General features: G+C 75.3%; 13 protein-coding genes and 1 pseudogene. 8 read left to right on the top strand and 6 right to left on the bottom strand.

Annotation, left to right across the window (positions count from 1 at the left end):
• Positions 1-67: 67 nt before the first annotated feature.
• On the top strand, positions 68-1,033 hold the full coding sequence (locus ACFYE1_RS00730; RefSeq protein ID WP_387738894.1) for a general stress protein: 966 nt from the start codon (positions 68-70) through the stop codon (positions 1,031-1,033).
• 12 nt (positions 1,034-1,045) lie between these two features.
• Here ACFYE1_RS00730 and ACFYE1_RS00725 read toward each other — a convergent pair whose 3' ends face one another.
• Positions 1,046-2,620 (bottom strand): aminopeptidase P family protein, encoded by a 1,575-nt coding sequence (locus ACFYE1_RS00725; RefSeq protein WP_387738892.1) that lies wholly within the window; start codon positions 2,618-2,620, stop codon positions 1,046-1,048.
• An 81-nt stretch (positions 2,621-2,701) separates the two neighbouring features.
• On the opposite strand from ACFYE1_RS00725, the gene ACFYE1_RS00720 reads away from it, so the two are divergent.
• Complete coding sequence (locus ACFYE1_RS00720) at positions 2,702-3,553, top strand: PHP domain-containing protein (RefSeq protein WP_387738889.1); 852 nt, start codon at positions 2,702-2,704, stop codon at positions 3,551-3,553.
• 108 nt (positions 3,554-3,661) lie between these two features.
• On the opposite strand, the gene ACFYE1_RS00715 is transcribed toward ACFYE1_RS00720, so the two are convergent.
• The 5 genes from ACFYE1_RS00715 to ACFYE1_RS00695 form a co-directional block, all read right to left on the bottom strand.
• Positions 3,662-4,519: a DNA-methyltransferase gene (locus tag ACFYE1_RS00715; protein WP_387738886.1), complete on the bottom strand. Its 858-nt coding sequence runs from the start codon at positions 4,517-4,519 to the stop codon at positions 3,662-3,664.
• Positions 4,516-6,210 (bottom strand): DEAD/DEAH box helicase, encoded by a 1,695-nt coding sequence (locus ACFYE1_RS00710; protein WP_387738884.1) that lies wholly within the window; start codon positions 6,208-6,210, stop codon positions 4,516-4,518. The genes ACFYE1_RS00715 and ACFYE1_RS00710 overlap by 4 nt, the downstream gene beginning before the upstream one ends.
• 346 nt (positions 6,211-6,556) lie before the next feature.
• A complete protein-coding gene (locus ACFYE1_RS00705) occupies positions 6,557-6,793 on the bottom strand; it encodes a DUF3107 domain-containing protein (RefSeq protein ID WP_387738882.1) in 237 nt (78 codons plus the stop codon).
• Positions 6,794-6,845: 52 nt separating this feature from the next.
• Entirely contained in the window at positions 6,846-7,463 is a 618-nt protein-coding gene (locus tag ACFYE1_RS00700) for a TetR/AcrR family transcriptional regulator (RefSeq protein ID WP_387738880.1), read from the bottom strand.
• Positions 7,464-7,512: 49 nt separating this feature from the next.
• On the bottom strand, positions 7,513-8,838 hold the full coding sequence (locus ACFYE1_RS00695) for a glutamyl-tRNA reductase (RefSeq protein ID WP_387738878.1): 1,326 nt from the start codon (positions 8,836-8,838) through the stop codon (positions 7,513-7,515).
• A 149-nt stretch (positions 8,839-8,987) separates the two neighbouring features.
• On the opposite strand from ACFYE1_RS00695, the gene hemE reads away from it, so the two are divergent.
• The 6 genes and pseudogenes from hemE to ACFYE1_RS00665 all read left to right on the top strand — a co-directional run.
• The gene (gene hemE / locus ACFYE1_RS00690; RefSeq protein ID WP_387738875.1) at positions 8,988-10,193 is read left to right on the top strand and encodes a uroporphyrinogen decarboxylase; all 1,206 of its coding nucleotides are present in this window, start codon (positions 8,988-8,990) and stop codon (positions 10,191-10,193) included.
• Entirely contained in the window at positions 10,190-11,722 is a 1,533-nt protein-coding gene (hemG, locus tag ACFYE1_RS00685) for a protoporphyrinogen oxidase (RefSeq protein WP_387738873.1), read from the top strand. Before hemE ends, hemG begins: the two co-directional genes overlap by 4 nt.
• Positions 11,723-11,725: 3 nt before the next feature.
• A complete protein-coding gene (hemQ, locus tag ACFYE1_RS00680) occupies positions 11,726-12,478 on the top strand; it encodes a hydrogen peroxide-dependent heme synthase (RefSeq protein WP_387738871.1) in 753 nt (250 codons plus the stop codon).
• Positions 12,475-13,683, top strand: a complete 1,209-nt coding sequence (locus ACFYE1_RS00675; protein WP_387738868.1) for a ferrochelatase — start codon at positions 12,475-12,477, stop codon at positions 13,681-13,683. Before hemQ ends, ACFYE1_RS00675 begins: the two co-directional genes overlap by 4 nt.
• On the top strand, positions 13,674-14,633 hold the full coding sequence (gene hemC, locus ACFYE1_RS00670; protein WP_387738866.1) for a hydroxymethylbilane synthase: 960 nt from the start codon (positions 13,674-13,676) through the stop codon (positions 14,631-14,633). The genes ACFYE1_RS00675 and hemC overlap by 10 nt, the downstream gene beginning before the upstream one ends.
• A gap of 5 nt (positions 14,634-14,638) precedes the next feature.
• Positions 14,639-15,484 (top strand): annotated as a pseudogene (locus ACFYE1_RS00665) (uroporphyrinogen-III synthase); the annotation flags it as partial.
• Positions 15,485-15,569 lie beyond the last annotated feature (85 nt).

Here is a 15,569-nt window from a genome sequence, read left to right as displayed (position 1 = left end):
GGCGCGGGGTCGGGCGCGCGACCGGGGCGGGGCGCGGCGGGGAGGGTGGATGAGGGAGAATGGGGGCATGAGCTCGCCACGGTCCCTGCCCCCCGCCAGTCCCGCCGTCCGCGGTCTGCCCCGCGGGGAGGTGATCGGGCGCTACGGCACATACGCCGACGCGCAGAAGGCCGTGGACCACCTCGCGGACGAGCAGTTCGAGGTGGACCGGATCGCGATCGTCGGCAACGACCTCAAGTCCGTGGAGCAGGTGACCGGCCGGCTCAGCTACCCGAAGGTCGCGGGCCAGGGCGCGCTCAACGGCATGGTCTTCGGGGCCTTCCTGGGGATGATCCTGTCGCTGCTGGGCGGGGAGCAGTGGCTGTCCACGCTGCTCGTGTCGGTGCTGATGGGCGGAGCCTTCTGGATGCTGCTCGCCACCATCACCTACGCCACGCAGCGCGGGAAGCGGGACTTCACCTCGACCAACCAGATCGTGGCCACGTCCTACGACGTCGTGGCCGCCCCCGAGGTGGCCCAGCGCGCCCAGCAGGTGCTGCAGGGACTGCGGGGGCTGCAGAGCCTGCCCCGGACGGCTCCCGCACCGCGGCCCGCCCCGCCGCAGGGACCGCCGCAGGGGGCGCGACAGGACCCCGCCCAGGCCGGGACCCTGGGGCGGCCCGCGGCGGGGGCCCCGTGGCAGCGGCCCTCCCACGGTGCTCCCGCGGAGCCGGCCCGCGGTCCTGCGGGTCCCGCGCCGGCGGCTACGGCGGAGGGCCAGGACGAGCAGGCCGCTGCGCCCGGCCGCTCCGCGATGTTCCAAGACCTCCCCGACGGCCGGCCCCAGTACGGCATCAGGCTCCCCGCCGGAGAGCCTGCAGAGGACACCGCCGCCCGGGACGCCGTGGGGCAGGACGCGTCCGGGCAGGGCGCCGCAGGGCAGGACAGCGCGGGGCGGGACGCCGCAGGGAGGGACACCGGCGGGCAGGGACCGGGAGCCGACGGGGCGGAGCCGCCGGCCGGCGGGAGCACGTCCACCGGCGCCTCCCGCTGAACGGTCGCCGGCTCAGCTGGGGTCGACGCCCTCCCGGGCGTGCCACAGCCCGGTCATCCACGCCTCGACCTCGTCCGGGGTGCGAGGCAGCCCGGACGAGAGGTTGACGTTGCCGTCCTCGGTGATCAGGACGTCGTCCTCGATCCGCACGCCGATCCCGCGGTACTCCTCCGGCACCGCGAGGTCCTCCGCCTTGAAGTACAGGCCGGGCTCGATGGTGAACACCATGCCGGGCTCGATGACGCCGTCCACGTAGAGCTCCCGCTTGGCCTGCGCGCAGTCGTGCACGTCGAGGCCCAGGTGGTGGCTCGTGCCGTGCGGCATCCACCGCCGGTGGTGCTGGCCCTCCGCGGAGAGCGAGACCTCTGCGGGCACGGGCAGCAGCCCCCAGCTCTCCAGCCGCCGCGCCAGGACCTCCATGGCCGCGGTGTGCACGTCCCGGAACCGGTTGCCGGGCACCGCGGCGTCGAACGCGGCGTCGGCGGCGTCGAGGACCGCCTGGTAGATCCGCCGCTGGACCTCCGTGTAGCGCCCGTTCACCGGCAGAGTGCGGGTGATGTCCGCGGTGTAGAGGGAGTCGGCCTCCACCCCCGCGTCCACGAGGATCAGCTCCCCGGGGATCACCCTGCCGGTGTTGCGGATCCAGTGCAGGACCGTGGCGTTGTTGCCGCACGCCGCGATGGTGTCGTAGCCGAGGTCGTTGCCGTCCGTGCGGGCGCGGGCGAAGAAGGCGCCCTCGACCATGCGCTCGCCGCGGTGGCGGTGGCCCGCGGCGGCGGGGAGCACGTGCACGATGTCGGTGAAGCCGGCGATGGTCGCGCGCACGGCCTCGCGCAGCTGCCCGACCTCGTGGGCGTCCTTGACGAGCCGCAGCTCCGAGAGCGCCTCGGCGAGCTCGCCGTCGAGGGCGTCCGAGGACTCGAGGTCCACCCCGGTGTTGATCCGGGAGGTGTCCACCAGGGCGTCGACGTTCAGGTCCACCTCGCGCACGAGCCGGATCCGCAGGCCGCCCAGCGCCGTGGGCCCGGCGTTCTTGGTGACGGCGTCCTCGAGGCCCCCGAGGTCCCGGGTGCGCAGCCCGTAGGCCGCTGCCAGCTCGTCGAGGGTGGGGCGGGGTCCGACCCAGAACTCGCCGTTCTTGGCGTCGGCGTAGAACTCCTTCGAGTCCCGGCCGGCCATGGGGTGGAAGTACAGGGTGGCCTCGTGGTGGCCCCCGTTGTCGCCCGCGCCCTCCCCGACGGGCTCGAGCACCAGCACGGCGTCGGGCTCGTGGTCCACGCCGAGACCCGTGAGGTGCGCGAACGCGGAGTGCGGCCGGAAGCGGTAGTCGGTGTCGTTGGAGCGGACCTTGAGCGGCCCGGCAGGGAGCACGAGCCGCTCGCCGGGGAACCGGTCGGAGATCCGCCTCCGCCGCTCGGCGGCGAAGTCCGCGACCGGGGCCCGGTCCACCTCGGCGGGCTCCGTCTCGGCCCACTGGGACGCCAAGAACTGCTGGAAGGCGGCGGAGTCGGGGCGCTGGGAGCGGTTCTCGACCCGGTCCGAGAGCGGTTGCGTGGCGTCCTGGGGTGTGGTGCTGTGCTCTGTCATGATTCCTTCCCTCGCGTCGTCCGTCTCATCGTGCCACGGGAGGCGGCGGGCCGTCCGGCCGGGACCGGTATCGTGGAGCGGGTGAAGATCGACCTGCACACCCACTCGTCCGACTCCGACGGCACGGAGAGCCCGGCGGACGTCGCCCGCGCGGCGCACGCGGCAGGCCTGGACGTCTTCGCCCTCACCGACCACGACACCACGTCCGGCTGGCAGGCGGCCGGGGACGCCGCCGTGGCCCTGGGAGTCGCCTTCGTCCCGGGCATGGAGATCTCCTGCACCACCGACGACGGGATCTCGGTGCACCTCCTCAGCTACCTGCACGACCCGCAGGAACCGGGGCTGCTCGCCGAGATCGAGTCCTCCCGGTGCTCCCGGCGCACCCGGGCCGAGCGGATGGTCGAGCTGCTGTCCGAGGACTACCCGATCGACTGGGACGTGGTCCAGGACCACGTGCGCGAGGGCGCGACCGTGGGCCGCCCGCACATCGCCGACGCTCTGGTCACCGTGGGGGTCGTGGAGAACCGCACCGCGGCCTTCGCCTCGGTGCTGCACAGCCGCTCCCGCTACTACGTCCCCCACTACGCCCCGGACCCGGTGCACGCGGTGCGCCTCGTGCGGGCCGCCGGCGGCGTCCCGGTGTTCGCCCACCCGCTCGCCGCGGCCCGTGGCCGGGTCGTGGGCCCGGAGGTCTTCGAGGCCATGATCGACGCCGGTCTCGGCGGGCTCGAGGTCGCGCACCGCGACAACCCCGACGACGCCCGGGCGCGGCTCGTCCGGATGGCCTCCGAGCACGACCTGGTAGTCACGGGCTCGAGCGACTACCACGGGGCCGGCAAGCCCAACCGGCTGGGGGAGAACCTGACCTCCGTCCAGTCGCTGGTGCGGATCGAGGAGCAGGCCGGCTCCGGCGTCCCCGTGCGCTATCCCTGAGCGGTCCAGGGACCGGCCTGCCCCGGCCCCTGCACGCGCGCGGGCCGGTGCCCGGCCCGGCCGGACGGCCCTGGCCCGGACCTCCGCCGTCACCGGTGGAGCCCGAGCTCAGTCCCACACGGTCGCGCCCGGCAGGCGTGACCGCATGACCTCGATCGCCTCCGGGTTGCGGTCCACGCACACGAACCGACGGTCCAGCTGCCCGGCCGCGGCGCCGAGCGTTCCGGAGCCGGCGAAGAAGTCCAGCACCCAGTCGCCGCGGGCGGAGCTCGCGGCGACCATCCGCCGCACCAGGCCCACGGGCTTCTGCGTGGGGTAGCCGGTCTTCTCGCGGCCGGTGGGGGAGACGATGGTGTGCCACCACACGTCCGTGGGCAGCTTGCCCAGCCGGACCTTCTCCGGGGTCACCAGACCGGGGGCCATGTACGGCTCCCGGTCCACCTCGGCGGTGTCGAACAGGTACCGCTCGGGGTCCTTGACGTACACCAGGACGTTGTCGTGCTTGGCGGGCCAGCGGCGGCGGGAGCGCCCGCCGTAGTCGTAGGCCCAGATGATCTCGTTGAGGAAGCACTCCCGCCCGAAGATCGCGTCCAGCATGACCTTCGCGTAGTGCACCTCCCGGTAGTCCAGGTGCAGGTACAGCGTCCCGTCGTCGGCCAGCACCCGCCACGCCTCCCGGAGGCGGGGCTCCAGGAACCCCCAGTAGTCGGCGAACGCGTCGTCGTAGCTGCGCAGGGCCCCCAGCACGGTCGTGTAGGAGCGGCCCGCGAAGCCGGTGCGGTCGCCCTCGCCGGCGGCGGCCGGGGTCACGGTGGACTCCCGCCGGCGCTGGGTGCGGCCGGTGTTGAACGGCGGGTCCACGTAGATCATGCGGAAGGCCCTGCCGGGCAGCCGCCGCAGGAGATCCAGGTTCTCCGCGGCGACCACCGCGTCGGGGCCCTCGGCGTCGAAGGCGAAGGGGCTCACTCGCCGGCGGTGCCGCTCTGCTCCTGCGGGGCCCCGCCGTTGCGGCGGCGGCGGCGGCGCCGGGTGGTGCCGTCCGAGGTCCGCTCCACCGACGTCTGCCGGGCGGTCTCGGGGGCCGTCTCCCGCGTCTTCCCCCGGGGTCCCCGGCCGTCCTCGCGCGGAGCGGCCGACGTCGCGGCGTCGTCGCGGCGGCCGCGGCCGCCGCGCCCCTCGCCATGGCCGGCACCGCGGCCCTCGCCACGGCGGGAGTCGCCGCGGTCGCGCGAGCGCCCGTCCTGGCCGTTGCCGCGCGGGCCGCCCTTGCGCCCGCCGGGCTCGCCGAGGTCCTCGAGCACCTCGGCGCCGAGCCCCTCGTGGGTGCGCTGGGAGCGGGGGAGCCGGCCCTTGGTGCCCTTCGGGATGCTCAGCTCCTCGTACAGGTGCGCGGAGGAGGAGTAGGTCTCGCGGGGCTCGGGGATGCTTAGCTCCAGGGCCTTGTCGATCAGCCGCCAGCGGGGGACGTCGTCCCAGTCCACGAACGTCACGGCCGTGCCCTTGTTGCCGGCGCGGCCGGTGCGTCCGGTGCGGTGCAAGTAGGTCTTCTCGTCCTCGGGGCACTGGAAGTTGATGACGTGCGTGACGTCCTCGACGTCGATGCCGCGGGCGGCGACGTCCGTGGCCACGAGCACGTCGACCTTGTTGTTGCGGAACGCGCGCAGCGCCTGCTCGCGGGCGCCCTGGCCCAGGTCGCCGTGCAGCGGGGCGGCGGCGAAGCCGCGGGTGATCAGCTCGTCCGCGAGCTTGGCCGCGGCCCGCTTGGTCTTGGTGAACACGATCGTGCGCCCCCGGCCCTCGGCCTGCAGGATCCGGGCCACGACCTCGTCCTTGTCGAGCTGGTGCGCCCGGTAGACCACCTGTCGGATGTCCTTCTTGGTGGCACCCTCGTCCGGCGCGGCGGCCCGGATGTGCATGGGCTTGGTCATGTAGCGGCGGGCCATGGCCACCACGGGCCCGGGCATCGTCGCGGAGAACAGCATGGTCTGACGGACCTCGGGCACGGCCGAGAGCAGCTTCTCGACGTCGGGCAGGAACCCGAGGTCGAGCATCTCGTCGGCCTCGTCGAGCACCACGGCCCGCACGGCGGAGAGGTCGAGGTGGCGCTGCCGGTTGAGGTCGATGAGCCGGCCGGGGGTGCCGACGACGACCTCGACGCCCGCCTGCAGCTGCTCGATCTGGGGCTCGTAGGCGCGCCCGCCGTAGATGGTCGCCACCCGGGCGTTGCGGGTCCGCGCGGCGGTCGCCAGGTCGTGGCCGACCTGGACGGCGAGCTCGCGGGTGGGCACCACGATGAGCGCCTGCGGGGCCCCGGGCTTCTTCAGCTTGTCCCACCCCGCGTCGCCGCGGCCCACGACGCGCTGGACCACGGGGATGCCGAAGCCGAGGGTCTTGCCCGTGCCGGTCTTGGCCTGGCCGATGATGTCCTGCCCGGACAGCGCCACCGGCAGGGTCATGGCCTGGATGGGGAAGGGGTGGACGATGCCCTCGGCCGCGAGGGAGTCCACGATGTCCTGGCGCACCCCGAACTCGGCGAAGTCCTGGGGCAGCGGCTCGGGGTGCTCGGTGGTCTCGACGACCACCTCGGGGGTGCCGTCGAGGACGGTCTCGTCGCCGGGCGCGGCGTCCGGTGCGGTGTCGGTGATGTAGTCGGTCACGGTCGGGTTCCTTCGTTCGGGCACGCCCGCTGAAGGGAGGGGACCTCAGGGTCCGGCCTCGGGGCCGCCGTGCTGGCGGACGCCGGGGGCGTGCGTTGGGTGGAAGCCGATCGTGAGCGTGCGCCGCCTCGACCGGGTGGGCCACGGGAGCGTGGCGCCCGGATCCGGTCCTGCGCGAGGCCGCCGTGCGGGGCCTGTTCGCGGGGAGCGGGGGCGAGTAGGTGTCTGTCGTTCGTGGGATCGCGGGTACGACCGGTCATCCAGTGCGCTTAACAGTCTAGCCCGACGACCGCGCACGCTCCGTGCGGTCGCCGGGCCGGGTCCGCCGCGCCGGGCGGACGGGGCCTCAGCCGTCCTTGGCGAAGGGGGTGAAGCCGACCGCCCGCTTCTGCTCGGCGCCGACGGCGGCGTAGCCGATGACGCCGGCGGGGACGACCGTCACGTTGCCCTTGGTGTCCGTCAGGGTCAGGGGGGACCCGGAGGACATGGCCGCGGTGATCAGCTCCACGGCCTCCGGCGCCTCGAGCGCGGACTCGACGACGATCTCCCGGGCGACGTGCTGAACACCGATCTTGATTTCCATGGTTCCTCCTGGACAGGGCTGCGGGGTGCGTCCCGGTCAGTCTAGGAGGGCGCTACTGCCAGTCCTCGTCGATGATCGAGATTCCGCCCCAAGCTAAACGGAAGATCTGGCGCTGGGCCTCGTCCCGTCCGCCGGTGCCCGGATTGCGGATCCAGTGCACCGCGGCGGTCTGCGCCATGCCGGTGAGGGAGCGGGAGACGAGCACCGCGTGCGGGTGGCTCAGCCCCGCGTTGGGCCCGAGGACCCCGGCGATCGAGTCCGCCACGGCCAGGTGGAAGTTCTCGAAGCGCTCCGCGACCTCGGGGTCCGCCAGCAGGTCCGACTCGAAGATCAGCCGGTGGGCCTCCGGGTTGGCCTCCACGAAACCGAAGTAGACGTCCAGCATGGACTCCACCCGCTCGCGGTTCACGTCGCTGCCCTGCAGGGCCGAGACGAGCCCGGTCGAGAGCTCCAGGAGGTAGTGGTCCACGAGGGCCAGGTACAGCTCGCGCTTGCCGGGGAAGTGCTGGTAGAGGACGGGCTTGCTCACCTGGGCGGCGTCGGCGATGTCGTCCATGGACGACCCGTGGTAGCCGTTCGCGGAGAACACGGTCAGCGCCGTCTCGAGCAGCTGCCGCCGGCGGGCCTCGCGCGGGAGGCGCGCGGGGCGGCCTCTCCTGGTCTCTGTCATGAACCGTTCCTCCTCAACCGGCCGGCGGCGCCGGCCGAACGAATGCTGCCTACCCCGCGGCCTGGGAGCGGCGGGCGACCTCCGCCGGCGCCTCGTCCGCCGGCGCTGCGGTCACCTCCGCAGCGGGCTCGGGGACCTCGATCCCGTACAGCGCCGCCAGTCCGGTGATGTACTCGTCCTGCCGGCCCTGCGCGGCGAGCTCGCGCGCGCGGACGGTGGGGGTGTGCAGGAGGGAGCGGACCATGCGCCGCATCGCGAGCTCGATCTGCTCCTGCGCGGCCGTGCATCCGTGGTGGGAGGTGACCTTCTCGAGCTCGGCGTCGAGGACGGCCATGGTGTGCTTGCGCAGGGCGACGATCGCGGCGTCCATGTCGCGGGCGTCCTGGCTCGCGGCGAACTCCTGGGCGGCACGCTCGACGATCCCGCCCGCGGCGTCGACGGACTCCCGGGTCTCGTCGGGGGCGGCCACCCGCACCGACTCCAGGGTGATGAGCTCGACGCCGGCCAGGTCCGCCACGGCGGGGTCGAAGTCCCGGGTCAGGGCCAGGTCGACCACGGTGCGGGCCCCGGCGGGGAACGCAGCGGCACCCATGGGGGCGGAGCCGCCGCTGCAGCCGATCACGACGTCGGCGCGCTGCAGGGCCACGGCCAGCTCCTCGGTCCCCACCGGCGTGCCGCCGCGGTTCTCCGTGAACTGCTCGGCCCGGCCCGATGCCGAGTACACCTCGATGTCGGCGCAGCCGCGGTCGCGCAGGGCGGCCATGGTCGCCCCCGCGTAGGCGCCCGTGCCGAACACGAGGGCGCGGCGGGAGGCCCAGGTACCGGACGTGACGTCGTCGGCGAGGTCCAGGGCCACGGAGACGATGGAGCGGCCTCGCTCGCCCAGGGCGGTCTGCGTGCCCACTTTGCGGGCGGTGCGGGCGGCCGCCTCGAACAGCCGCTGGAGCTTGCCCGAGACGGTCCCGGCCTGCTGGGCGTCGTTGAGGGCGCGCCGGACCTGCCCGGTGATCTCGCGCTCGCCCACCACGGCGGACTCCAGCCCCGAGACCACGGTGAAGAGGTGGCGCGCGGCGCCGGAGTCGGTGTAGGCCCGCAGGGAGTCGGCCACGAACTCGGGGTCGAGCCCGGCGCGGGAGCCGATCTGCTCGGCGAGGTCGGCCAGGACCCGGTCCAGCGCCGCACCGGACGAGACGCCCGGGGCGACCTCGAGCTCGCCGTAGATCTCGAGCCGGTTGCACGTCGCGAGGGTCACGGCACCCCGGAGCGGTCCGTTGCGGACCATCTCCTCGGACAGCCCGAGCGCACCGGTGCTGAGACGCGCAACGGTGTTCAGATCGACGTTCTGGTGGGAGGCGACGAGTGCGAAGAGGACCACAGTGCATTCATACTAGACGGTCACCGCGGATCCGTGCCTCGGTGACGTCCGAGAGACCGCTCACGTCCGTCACCGAACCACCCGTCGGGCGGTCCGGTGACGCTGCGTCGGTAAACGACGTCGGTGTTCCTTGGCACAATGGGAGCACTATGCCTACCACCCCTGAGACGGCGAGCACGCCGGACACGTCGACCGCAGCCGTTCCCGGGCACCTCACGGGCGGCACCCACCCCTCGGCGGCGTTCCAGCGCCTGACCGGATCGCTCGGGGCGCTGCCGCAGGGGCACCCTCTGCGCTCCGCCGGCACGCTGGACGCCCCGCTGCTGCAGGCCCTCACGGGCCGTGCGCCCGACCGCCGCCCGGTGTGGTTCATGCGGCAGGCGGGCCGGTCGCTGCCGGAGTACCGGACCCTGCGCCAGGGCACCGCCATGCTCGACTCCTGCCTGGATCCGGCGATGGCCGCCGAGATCACGCTCCAGCCCGTGCGCCGGCACGGAGTCGACGCCGCCATCTTCTTCTCCGACATCGTCGTCCCGATGCGCGTGGCCGGGGTGGACGTCGAGATCGTCCCGGGCCGCGGGCCCGTGCTGGAGCGCCCCGTGCGCACGGCCGCCGACGTTGCAGCCCTGCCCGAGCTCGCCGAGGCGGCCCTCGACCCGGTCCGCGAGGCCGTCGCCCGCACCGTCGCGGACCTCGGCTCGACCCCGCTCATCGGCTTCGCCGGGGCGCCGTTCACCGTGGCCGCCTACATGGTCGAGGGCGGGCCCTCCCGGGACCATCTGCTGCCGCGCACGATGATGCACGCCGACCCGGCGGCCTGGCGGGCGCTCGCCGAGTGGGCGGCCCGGACGTCCGGGGCGTTCCTGCGCGCCCAGGTCGAGGCCGGCGCCTCCGCCGTGCAGCTCTTCGACTCCTGGGCGGGCTCCCTGTCCCTGGCCGACTACTCCGCGCACGTCCTGGAGCACTCGGCGGCCGCGCTGCGCGCCGTCGAGGACCTCGCCGTACCCCGCGTCCACTTCGGGACGGGCACGGGCGAGCTGCTCGGCGCGATGCGGGACGCCGGCGCGGACGCGGTGGGCGTGGACCACCGGATCCCGCTGGTGGAGGCGAACCGGCGGCTCGGGGGGTCCACCGTGCTGCAGGGCAACATCGACCCTGCCCTGCTCGCCGCGCCCTGGCCCGTGCTCGCCGAGCACGTGCGCGAGGTGCTGCGCGGCGGGGACTCGGCCCCGGGGCACGTCGTCAACCTCGGCCACGGTGTCCCGCCGGGCACCGACCCGCAGGTGCTGACCGACCTCGTGTCCTTCGTCCACGACCAGCCGCTGGAGCAGACCCCGGGCGGTGGACGGCCGTGAGCGCGGCGCCGGACGGACGGTCCGCCCGACGGACCCCGCCCCGCTCCGCCCTCGTCGTGGGCGGCGGCGTCTCCGGGCTCGTGGCCGCCCGCGACCTGGCCGCCCGCGGGCTGCGTGTCACGCTGGTCGAGGCCGAGGACCAGCTCGGCGGAGCCGTCGGCGCCCACCAGGTGGCCGGCCTCGTCCTGGACTCCGGCGCCGAGTCCTTCGCGACCCGCTCCCGGGCGGTCCCCGACCTGCTGGACGAGCTCGGCCTCGGCGAGCGCGTGGTGCACCCCAACCGTTCCGGCTCGTGGCTCTTCCTGCCGGAGGGCGCCGTGCCCGCCCCCGACTCCGGGATCCTGGGCATCCCCGCCGACCCGACCGCCCCCCGGCTGCGGGCGGCCATCGGCCGGGCCGGCATGCTGCGCGCCGGCCTCGACCGCAGGCTGCCGGCGTTCGTCGGCATGACCGAGCGCTCCCTCGGAGGCCTCGTCCGGGCCCGGATGGGGGACCGGGTGCTCGACCGGCTCGTCGCGCCGTTCGCCATGGGCGTGCACTCCGCCCACCCCGACGACCTCGACGTCGACGCCGTGGCCCCGGGCCTGCGCCGGGCGCTGCGCGAGCACGGCTCCCTCGGCGCCGCGGCGGGCGCCCTGCGCCGCGCCGCGCCCGCGGGGGCGAACGTGGCCGGGCTGCGCGGTGGCATGAACGCCCTGTCCGAGGCCCTCGTGCACGATCTCGAGCGGGCGGGCGTGAAGCTCGTCACCGGCTACGACGTCATCGCCCTCGACCGCGACCCCCGGCGCGAGGGCTGGATGGTCATCCAGCGCCAGCCGCGCTTCGGCCACAAGACCGCCGTGGCGCGCGGGGAGCTGCTCGTGATGGCCGCCGACGGCACGGCCGCCGTCCGGCTCCTGGCCAGCCACGAGGAGGAGCTCCAGCGGTTCGCCCCGGAGGCCGGACCCCAGGTGGCCCTGGCCACGCTCGTGGTCGACGAGCCGCGCCTCGACGGAGCCCCCCGGGGCACCGGCCTGCTCGTGAGCGAGGACGCCCGCGGCGTGCGCGCCAAGGCCCTCACCCACGCGAGCGCCAAGTGGGACTGGGTGCGGCAGGCCGCAGGCCCCGGCCGGCACGTGCTGCGGCTCTCCTACGGCCGTGCCCAGCCCGACGCCTCCGCCGTGCCCCCGGAGGTGGCCCTGCCCGACGACCAGCTCGTCCGCCTGGCCCTCTCCGACGCCTCGACCCTCCTGGGCATGCCCCTGCGACCCGCCCAGCTCGTCGGCGCGGACATCGTGCGCTGGCGCTCCGCGCTGCCCCGCGCCGGCGTCGGGCACGCCCGGCGGGTCGCCGACTTCCGGCGGGCGCTGGCGGAGCTGCCCGACGCCGTCGCGGTGGGCGGGTGGCTCGCGGGAACGGGCCTCGCCTCCGTCGTCGCCGACACCCGGGCCCAGGTCCGCCTCCTGCTCGCCGAGGCGGGCGTCCCGGACGACGCGCCGGCCGCCGATCCGGCGCGGACCCCACCGACCAGCACCCCAGGAAAGGACTGAGCCTTGTCCCACGACACCAGCCCCCTCGAGCACGGCGGCCGCCCCGCCGCCCGGCCCGAGCCGACGCAGGACGGCGGCGCGGAGCGTCTGCACTGGGCCGTCTGGTCGGTGTTCGCCCGCCCCGCCGGCGGCGCCGAGGCCCGCACGGCCGGCGACGACGCCTCAGCGGCCGCCGCGTTCGACGGCGTCGTCGAGCAACTGGCGGCCGAGGGCGTGACGCTGCGCGGCGCCTACGACGTCTCGGGGATGCGTGAGGACGCCGACGTCCTCACGTGGCTGCACGGCGACGACCCCCAGGCGCTCCAGTCGGCGGTCCGCCGGTTGCGCCGCACGGAGCTCCTGGCCGGCACCGCGCAGGCCTGGAACGCGATGGGGGTCCACCGGGACGCCGAGTTCACCCGGAACCACTCGCCGTCCTTCGCCCGCGGTGTCGCCCCGGAGAACTGGGTCTGCGTCTACCCGTTCGTGCGCTCCTACGAGTGGTACTACATGAACGCCCAGCGCCGCGCCGAGATGCTGCGCAACCACGGCATGGCGGCGCGCGACTACCCGCAGGTCCTCGCGAACACCATCGCGTGCTTCGGGCTCAACGACTTCGAGTGGCTGCTCGCGCTGGAGGCACCCGAGCTGGTGGACCTCGTCGACGTGATGCGGGCCTTCCGCAACACGGAGGCCCGGCTGCACGTGCGCGAGGAGACACCGTTCTACACGGGTCGCCGCCTTCGCACCGAGGAGCTCGCGGAGGTGCTCCGGTGAGCGCCGAGAACGCCCTGTCGCGGGCCCGCGCGCACGCGCCCGAGGACTACGACGCCGTCGTCCTCTCGTCCTTCGGCGGGCCGGAGGGGCAGGACGACGTCCTGCCGTTCCTGCGCAACGTCACGAAGGGCCGCGGCATCCCCGACGAGCGGCTCGAGGAGGTCGCCACCCACTACCGGGCCAACGGCGGCGTGAGCCCCATCAACGCCCAGAACCGCGCGCTGCGCTCCGCCCTCGAGGCCGAGCTGCTCGGCCGGGGCCTGAGCGTGCCCGTGCTGTGGGCCAACCGCAACTGGGCGCCCTACGTGACGGACGTCGTGCGGGAGTGCCACGCGCGCGGCCTGCGCAAGCTCCTGGTGCTCGCCACCAGCGCCTACTCCAGCTACTCGGGCTGCCGCCAGTACCGCGAGGACTACGGGGTGGCGCTCGAGGAGCTCGACCTCACGGCAGGGATGCAGGTCGACAAGGTCCGCCAGTACTACGACTCCGAGGGCTTCGTGCAGCCCTTCGTCGAAGGCCTCCAGGAGGGCCTCGCGCAGGTGCGCGATCGGCTCGGTGCCGACGGCGGCAGGATCGCGATCCTGTTCTGCACCCACTCCATCCCCACGACCGACGCCGAGGCCTCGGGCCCGGCGCGGATGGACTTCGAAGAAGGCTCCGCCTACGTCGCCCAGCACCTGGCGGTGGCGCGGACCGTGCTGGAGCGCGTGGGGCCGGAGGAGCTCGGGGACCACACCTGGGACCTCGTCTACCAGTCCCGCTCCGGGCCCCCGCAGGTGCCGTGGCTCGAGCCGGACGTGAACGACGCCCTCGAGGAGCTCGCCGAGCGCGGTGTCGCCGGCGTGATCCTCGTGCCGCTGGGCTTCGTCTCCGACCACATGGAGGTCAAGTGGGACCTCGACACCGAGGCCCTGGAGACCTGCGAGCGGCTCGGCCTCCCAGCCGTGCGCACCCCCACCGCGGGCACGCACCCGGCGTTCGTGGCCGGGCTCGCGGATCTCGTGGAGCAGCGCGTCGCCGGGCGCACGGCCCCGCCGCGGGTCTCCGCGTGCGCCCGGGGCACGTGGTTCGACGACTGCGCCCCGGACTGCTGCGTCAAGGTGCTGCGCGGCGCCGCGGGGCCCCGTCCGACCATCGCGCAGCGCCCCCAGGGCGAGCCCGTCCCGGTCGACCTCGACGAGGCCGGGGAGGTGCGGTGGGCGTGACGGCCGCGGCGCAGGAGCGTCCGGCGTTCCGGGTGGGGACCCGCGGCTCCCGGCTCGCGCTCACCCAGACCACCACGGCGGCCCGCGCCGTCGCGGCGGCCGGCGGGCTGGAGCCGGAGCTCGTCACGATCCGCACCGAGGGCGACGTCCTGACGGGACCCCTGTCCCAGATGGGCGGCACCGGGGTCTTCGCCACTGCCCTGCGGGCCGCGCTGCTGGCCGGCTCCGTGGACCTGGCGGTGCACTCCCTCAAGGACCTGCCCACGGCTCCCGTGCCGGGCCTCGAGGTCGCCGCGGTGCCGGAGCGGGAGGACCCCCGCGACGCCCTGTGCGCCCGCGACGGGCTGACCCTCACCGGCCTGCCCCCGGGGGCGAAGGTCGGCACCGGCTCGCCGCGCCGCGCGGCGCAGGTGCGCGCGGCGCGTCCGGACCTGGAGATCGTCGACATCCGGGGCAACGTGGGCACCCGGCTGGGGCGGGTGGCCCCCGGTGACCTCGACGCCGTGGTGCTGGCCGCCTCCGGGCTGCGGCGCCTCGGACTCGAGGACGCGATCACCGAGCTGATCGAGCCCTCCGTCATGCTCCCCGCCCCCGGACAGGGCGCCCTCGCCCTGGAGTGCCGCACGGAGGACGCCTCCGGCGACACCCCGCTCGCCGCCGGCCTCGCCGCGGTGGACCACCTGGGGACCCGTCTGGCGGTGACCGCCGAGCGGGCGCTGCTGACCCGGCTCGAGGCGGGGTGCGCGGCCCCCGTGGGCACCTTCGGGCGGATCGAGGGCGGCGAGCTCGTGCTCGACGTCCTCGTGGCCGACCCGGACGGCAGCCGGCTCATGCGCCGCAGCGGCCGCACCGCGGAGCGTGGCGTCGACGACGCCCGCGCCCTCGGCATCCGGCTGGGCGACGAGCTTCTCGCCGACGGCGCCGGCCGGCTGGCCCGGTTGACGCTCTGAGACCCGTGCCGCACCCCGGTCCCGCCGACCGCTCCGCCGACCCCGCCGCAGACCTCCGCGGCGCCAGGGTCGTCGTCACCCGCTCCGCCGACCGGGCCCGGGAGCTCGTGGAGCTGCTGCGCGGGCACGGGTCCCGGGTCCGCCTCGCTCCGCTGCTGGAGGCCACCCTGCCCCGGGACACCGGTCCCGTGGCCGCCCTGCTCGACCGTGCGGCGGACCCGGGTTCCGCGGCGCGGACCTGGCTGGTGGTGACCTCGGTCAACGCGGTCCGGGCGCTGTGCGCGGTCGCCGGGGACCCGGCCGGCCCCGACCTGGGCGACCGGTTGGCGGCGGCACGGCGGGCCGGTCTGCGCGTGGCCGCCGTGGGGGACGCCACGGCCACGGCCCTCACGGCGGCAGGGCTGCCGCCGGTCCTCGTGCCCGGCACGGTGCACTCGGCCGCCGGGCTGCTCGCCGACTGGCCGCCGGAGCCCGCTCCCGGCACGGTCCTGCTGCCGCTCTCCGCCCGGGCCCGGCCCGTCCTCAAGAGCGGCCTGACCGCGCGGGGGTACCGGGTCCTGACGGCCACGGCCTACGAGACCGTGCCCTGGCCGGCCGCCGCGCCGCTCGTGCGGCCGACCCCGGCCGACGACGTGGACGACGTGGACGAGCTCCACCGGTCGGACCTGCTGGCGGTCCTGGCCGCGGGCCAGGTGGACGCCGTGGTGCTCACCGCGCCGTCCCACCTCGCCGAGCTCGTGGGCGACGACCCCGCCGTCCTGGCGGGTACCGTCCTCGTGGCCATCGGCGAGCCGACGCGCCGCGCCGCCGCCGACCGCGGCCTGCCGTCCGTGGCCGCGTCCCTGCCCACCCCGGAAGGGATCCGCGACGCCCTCGCCCGGGCCCTCGTGGCCCCGGAGCCGGCCGCCCGCGCCGATCCGGGGGCCCCCGCACCGA

The organism is Kocuria nitroreducens (assembly GCF_042879195.1).
In the GTDB taxonomy this organism is placed as follows: domain Bacteria; phylum Actinomycetota; class Actinomycetes; order Actinomycetales; family Micrococcaceae; genus Kocuria; species Kocuria nitroreducens.
Note: the sequence above shows the minus strand (reverse complement) of the source record. Positions and strands in the feature narration are given on the sequence as shown.

Bases quoted from the DNA above. Each gene is read 5' to 3' on its own strand.
- ACFYE1_RS00730 (WP_387738894.1), top strand. From the start codon at position 68: ATGAGCTCGCCACGGTCCCTGCCCCCCGCCAGTCCCGCCGTCCGCGGT.
- ACFYE1_RS00725 (WP_387738892.1), bottom strand. From the start codon at position 2,620: ATGACAGAGCACAGCACCACACCCCAGGACGCCACGCAACCGCTCTCG.
- ACFYE1_RS00705 (WP_387738882.1), bottom strand. From the start codon at position 6,793: ATGGAAATCAAGATCGGTGTTCAGCACGTCGCCCGGGAGATCGTCGTC.
- ACFYE1_RS00700 (WP_387738880.1), bottom strand. From the start codon at position 7,463: ATGACAGAGACCAGGAGAGGCCGCCCCGCGCGCCTCCCGCGCGAGGCC.
- hemE (WP_387738875.1), top strand. From the start codon at position 8,988: ATGCCTACCACCCCTGAGACGGCGAGCACGCCGGACACGTCGACCGCA.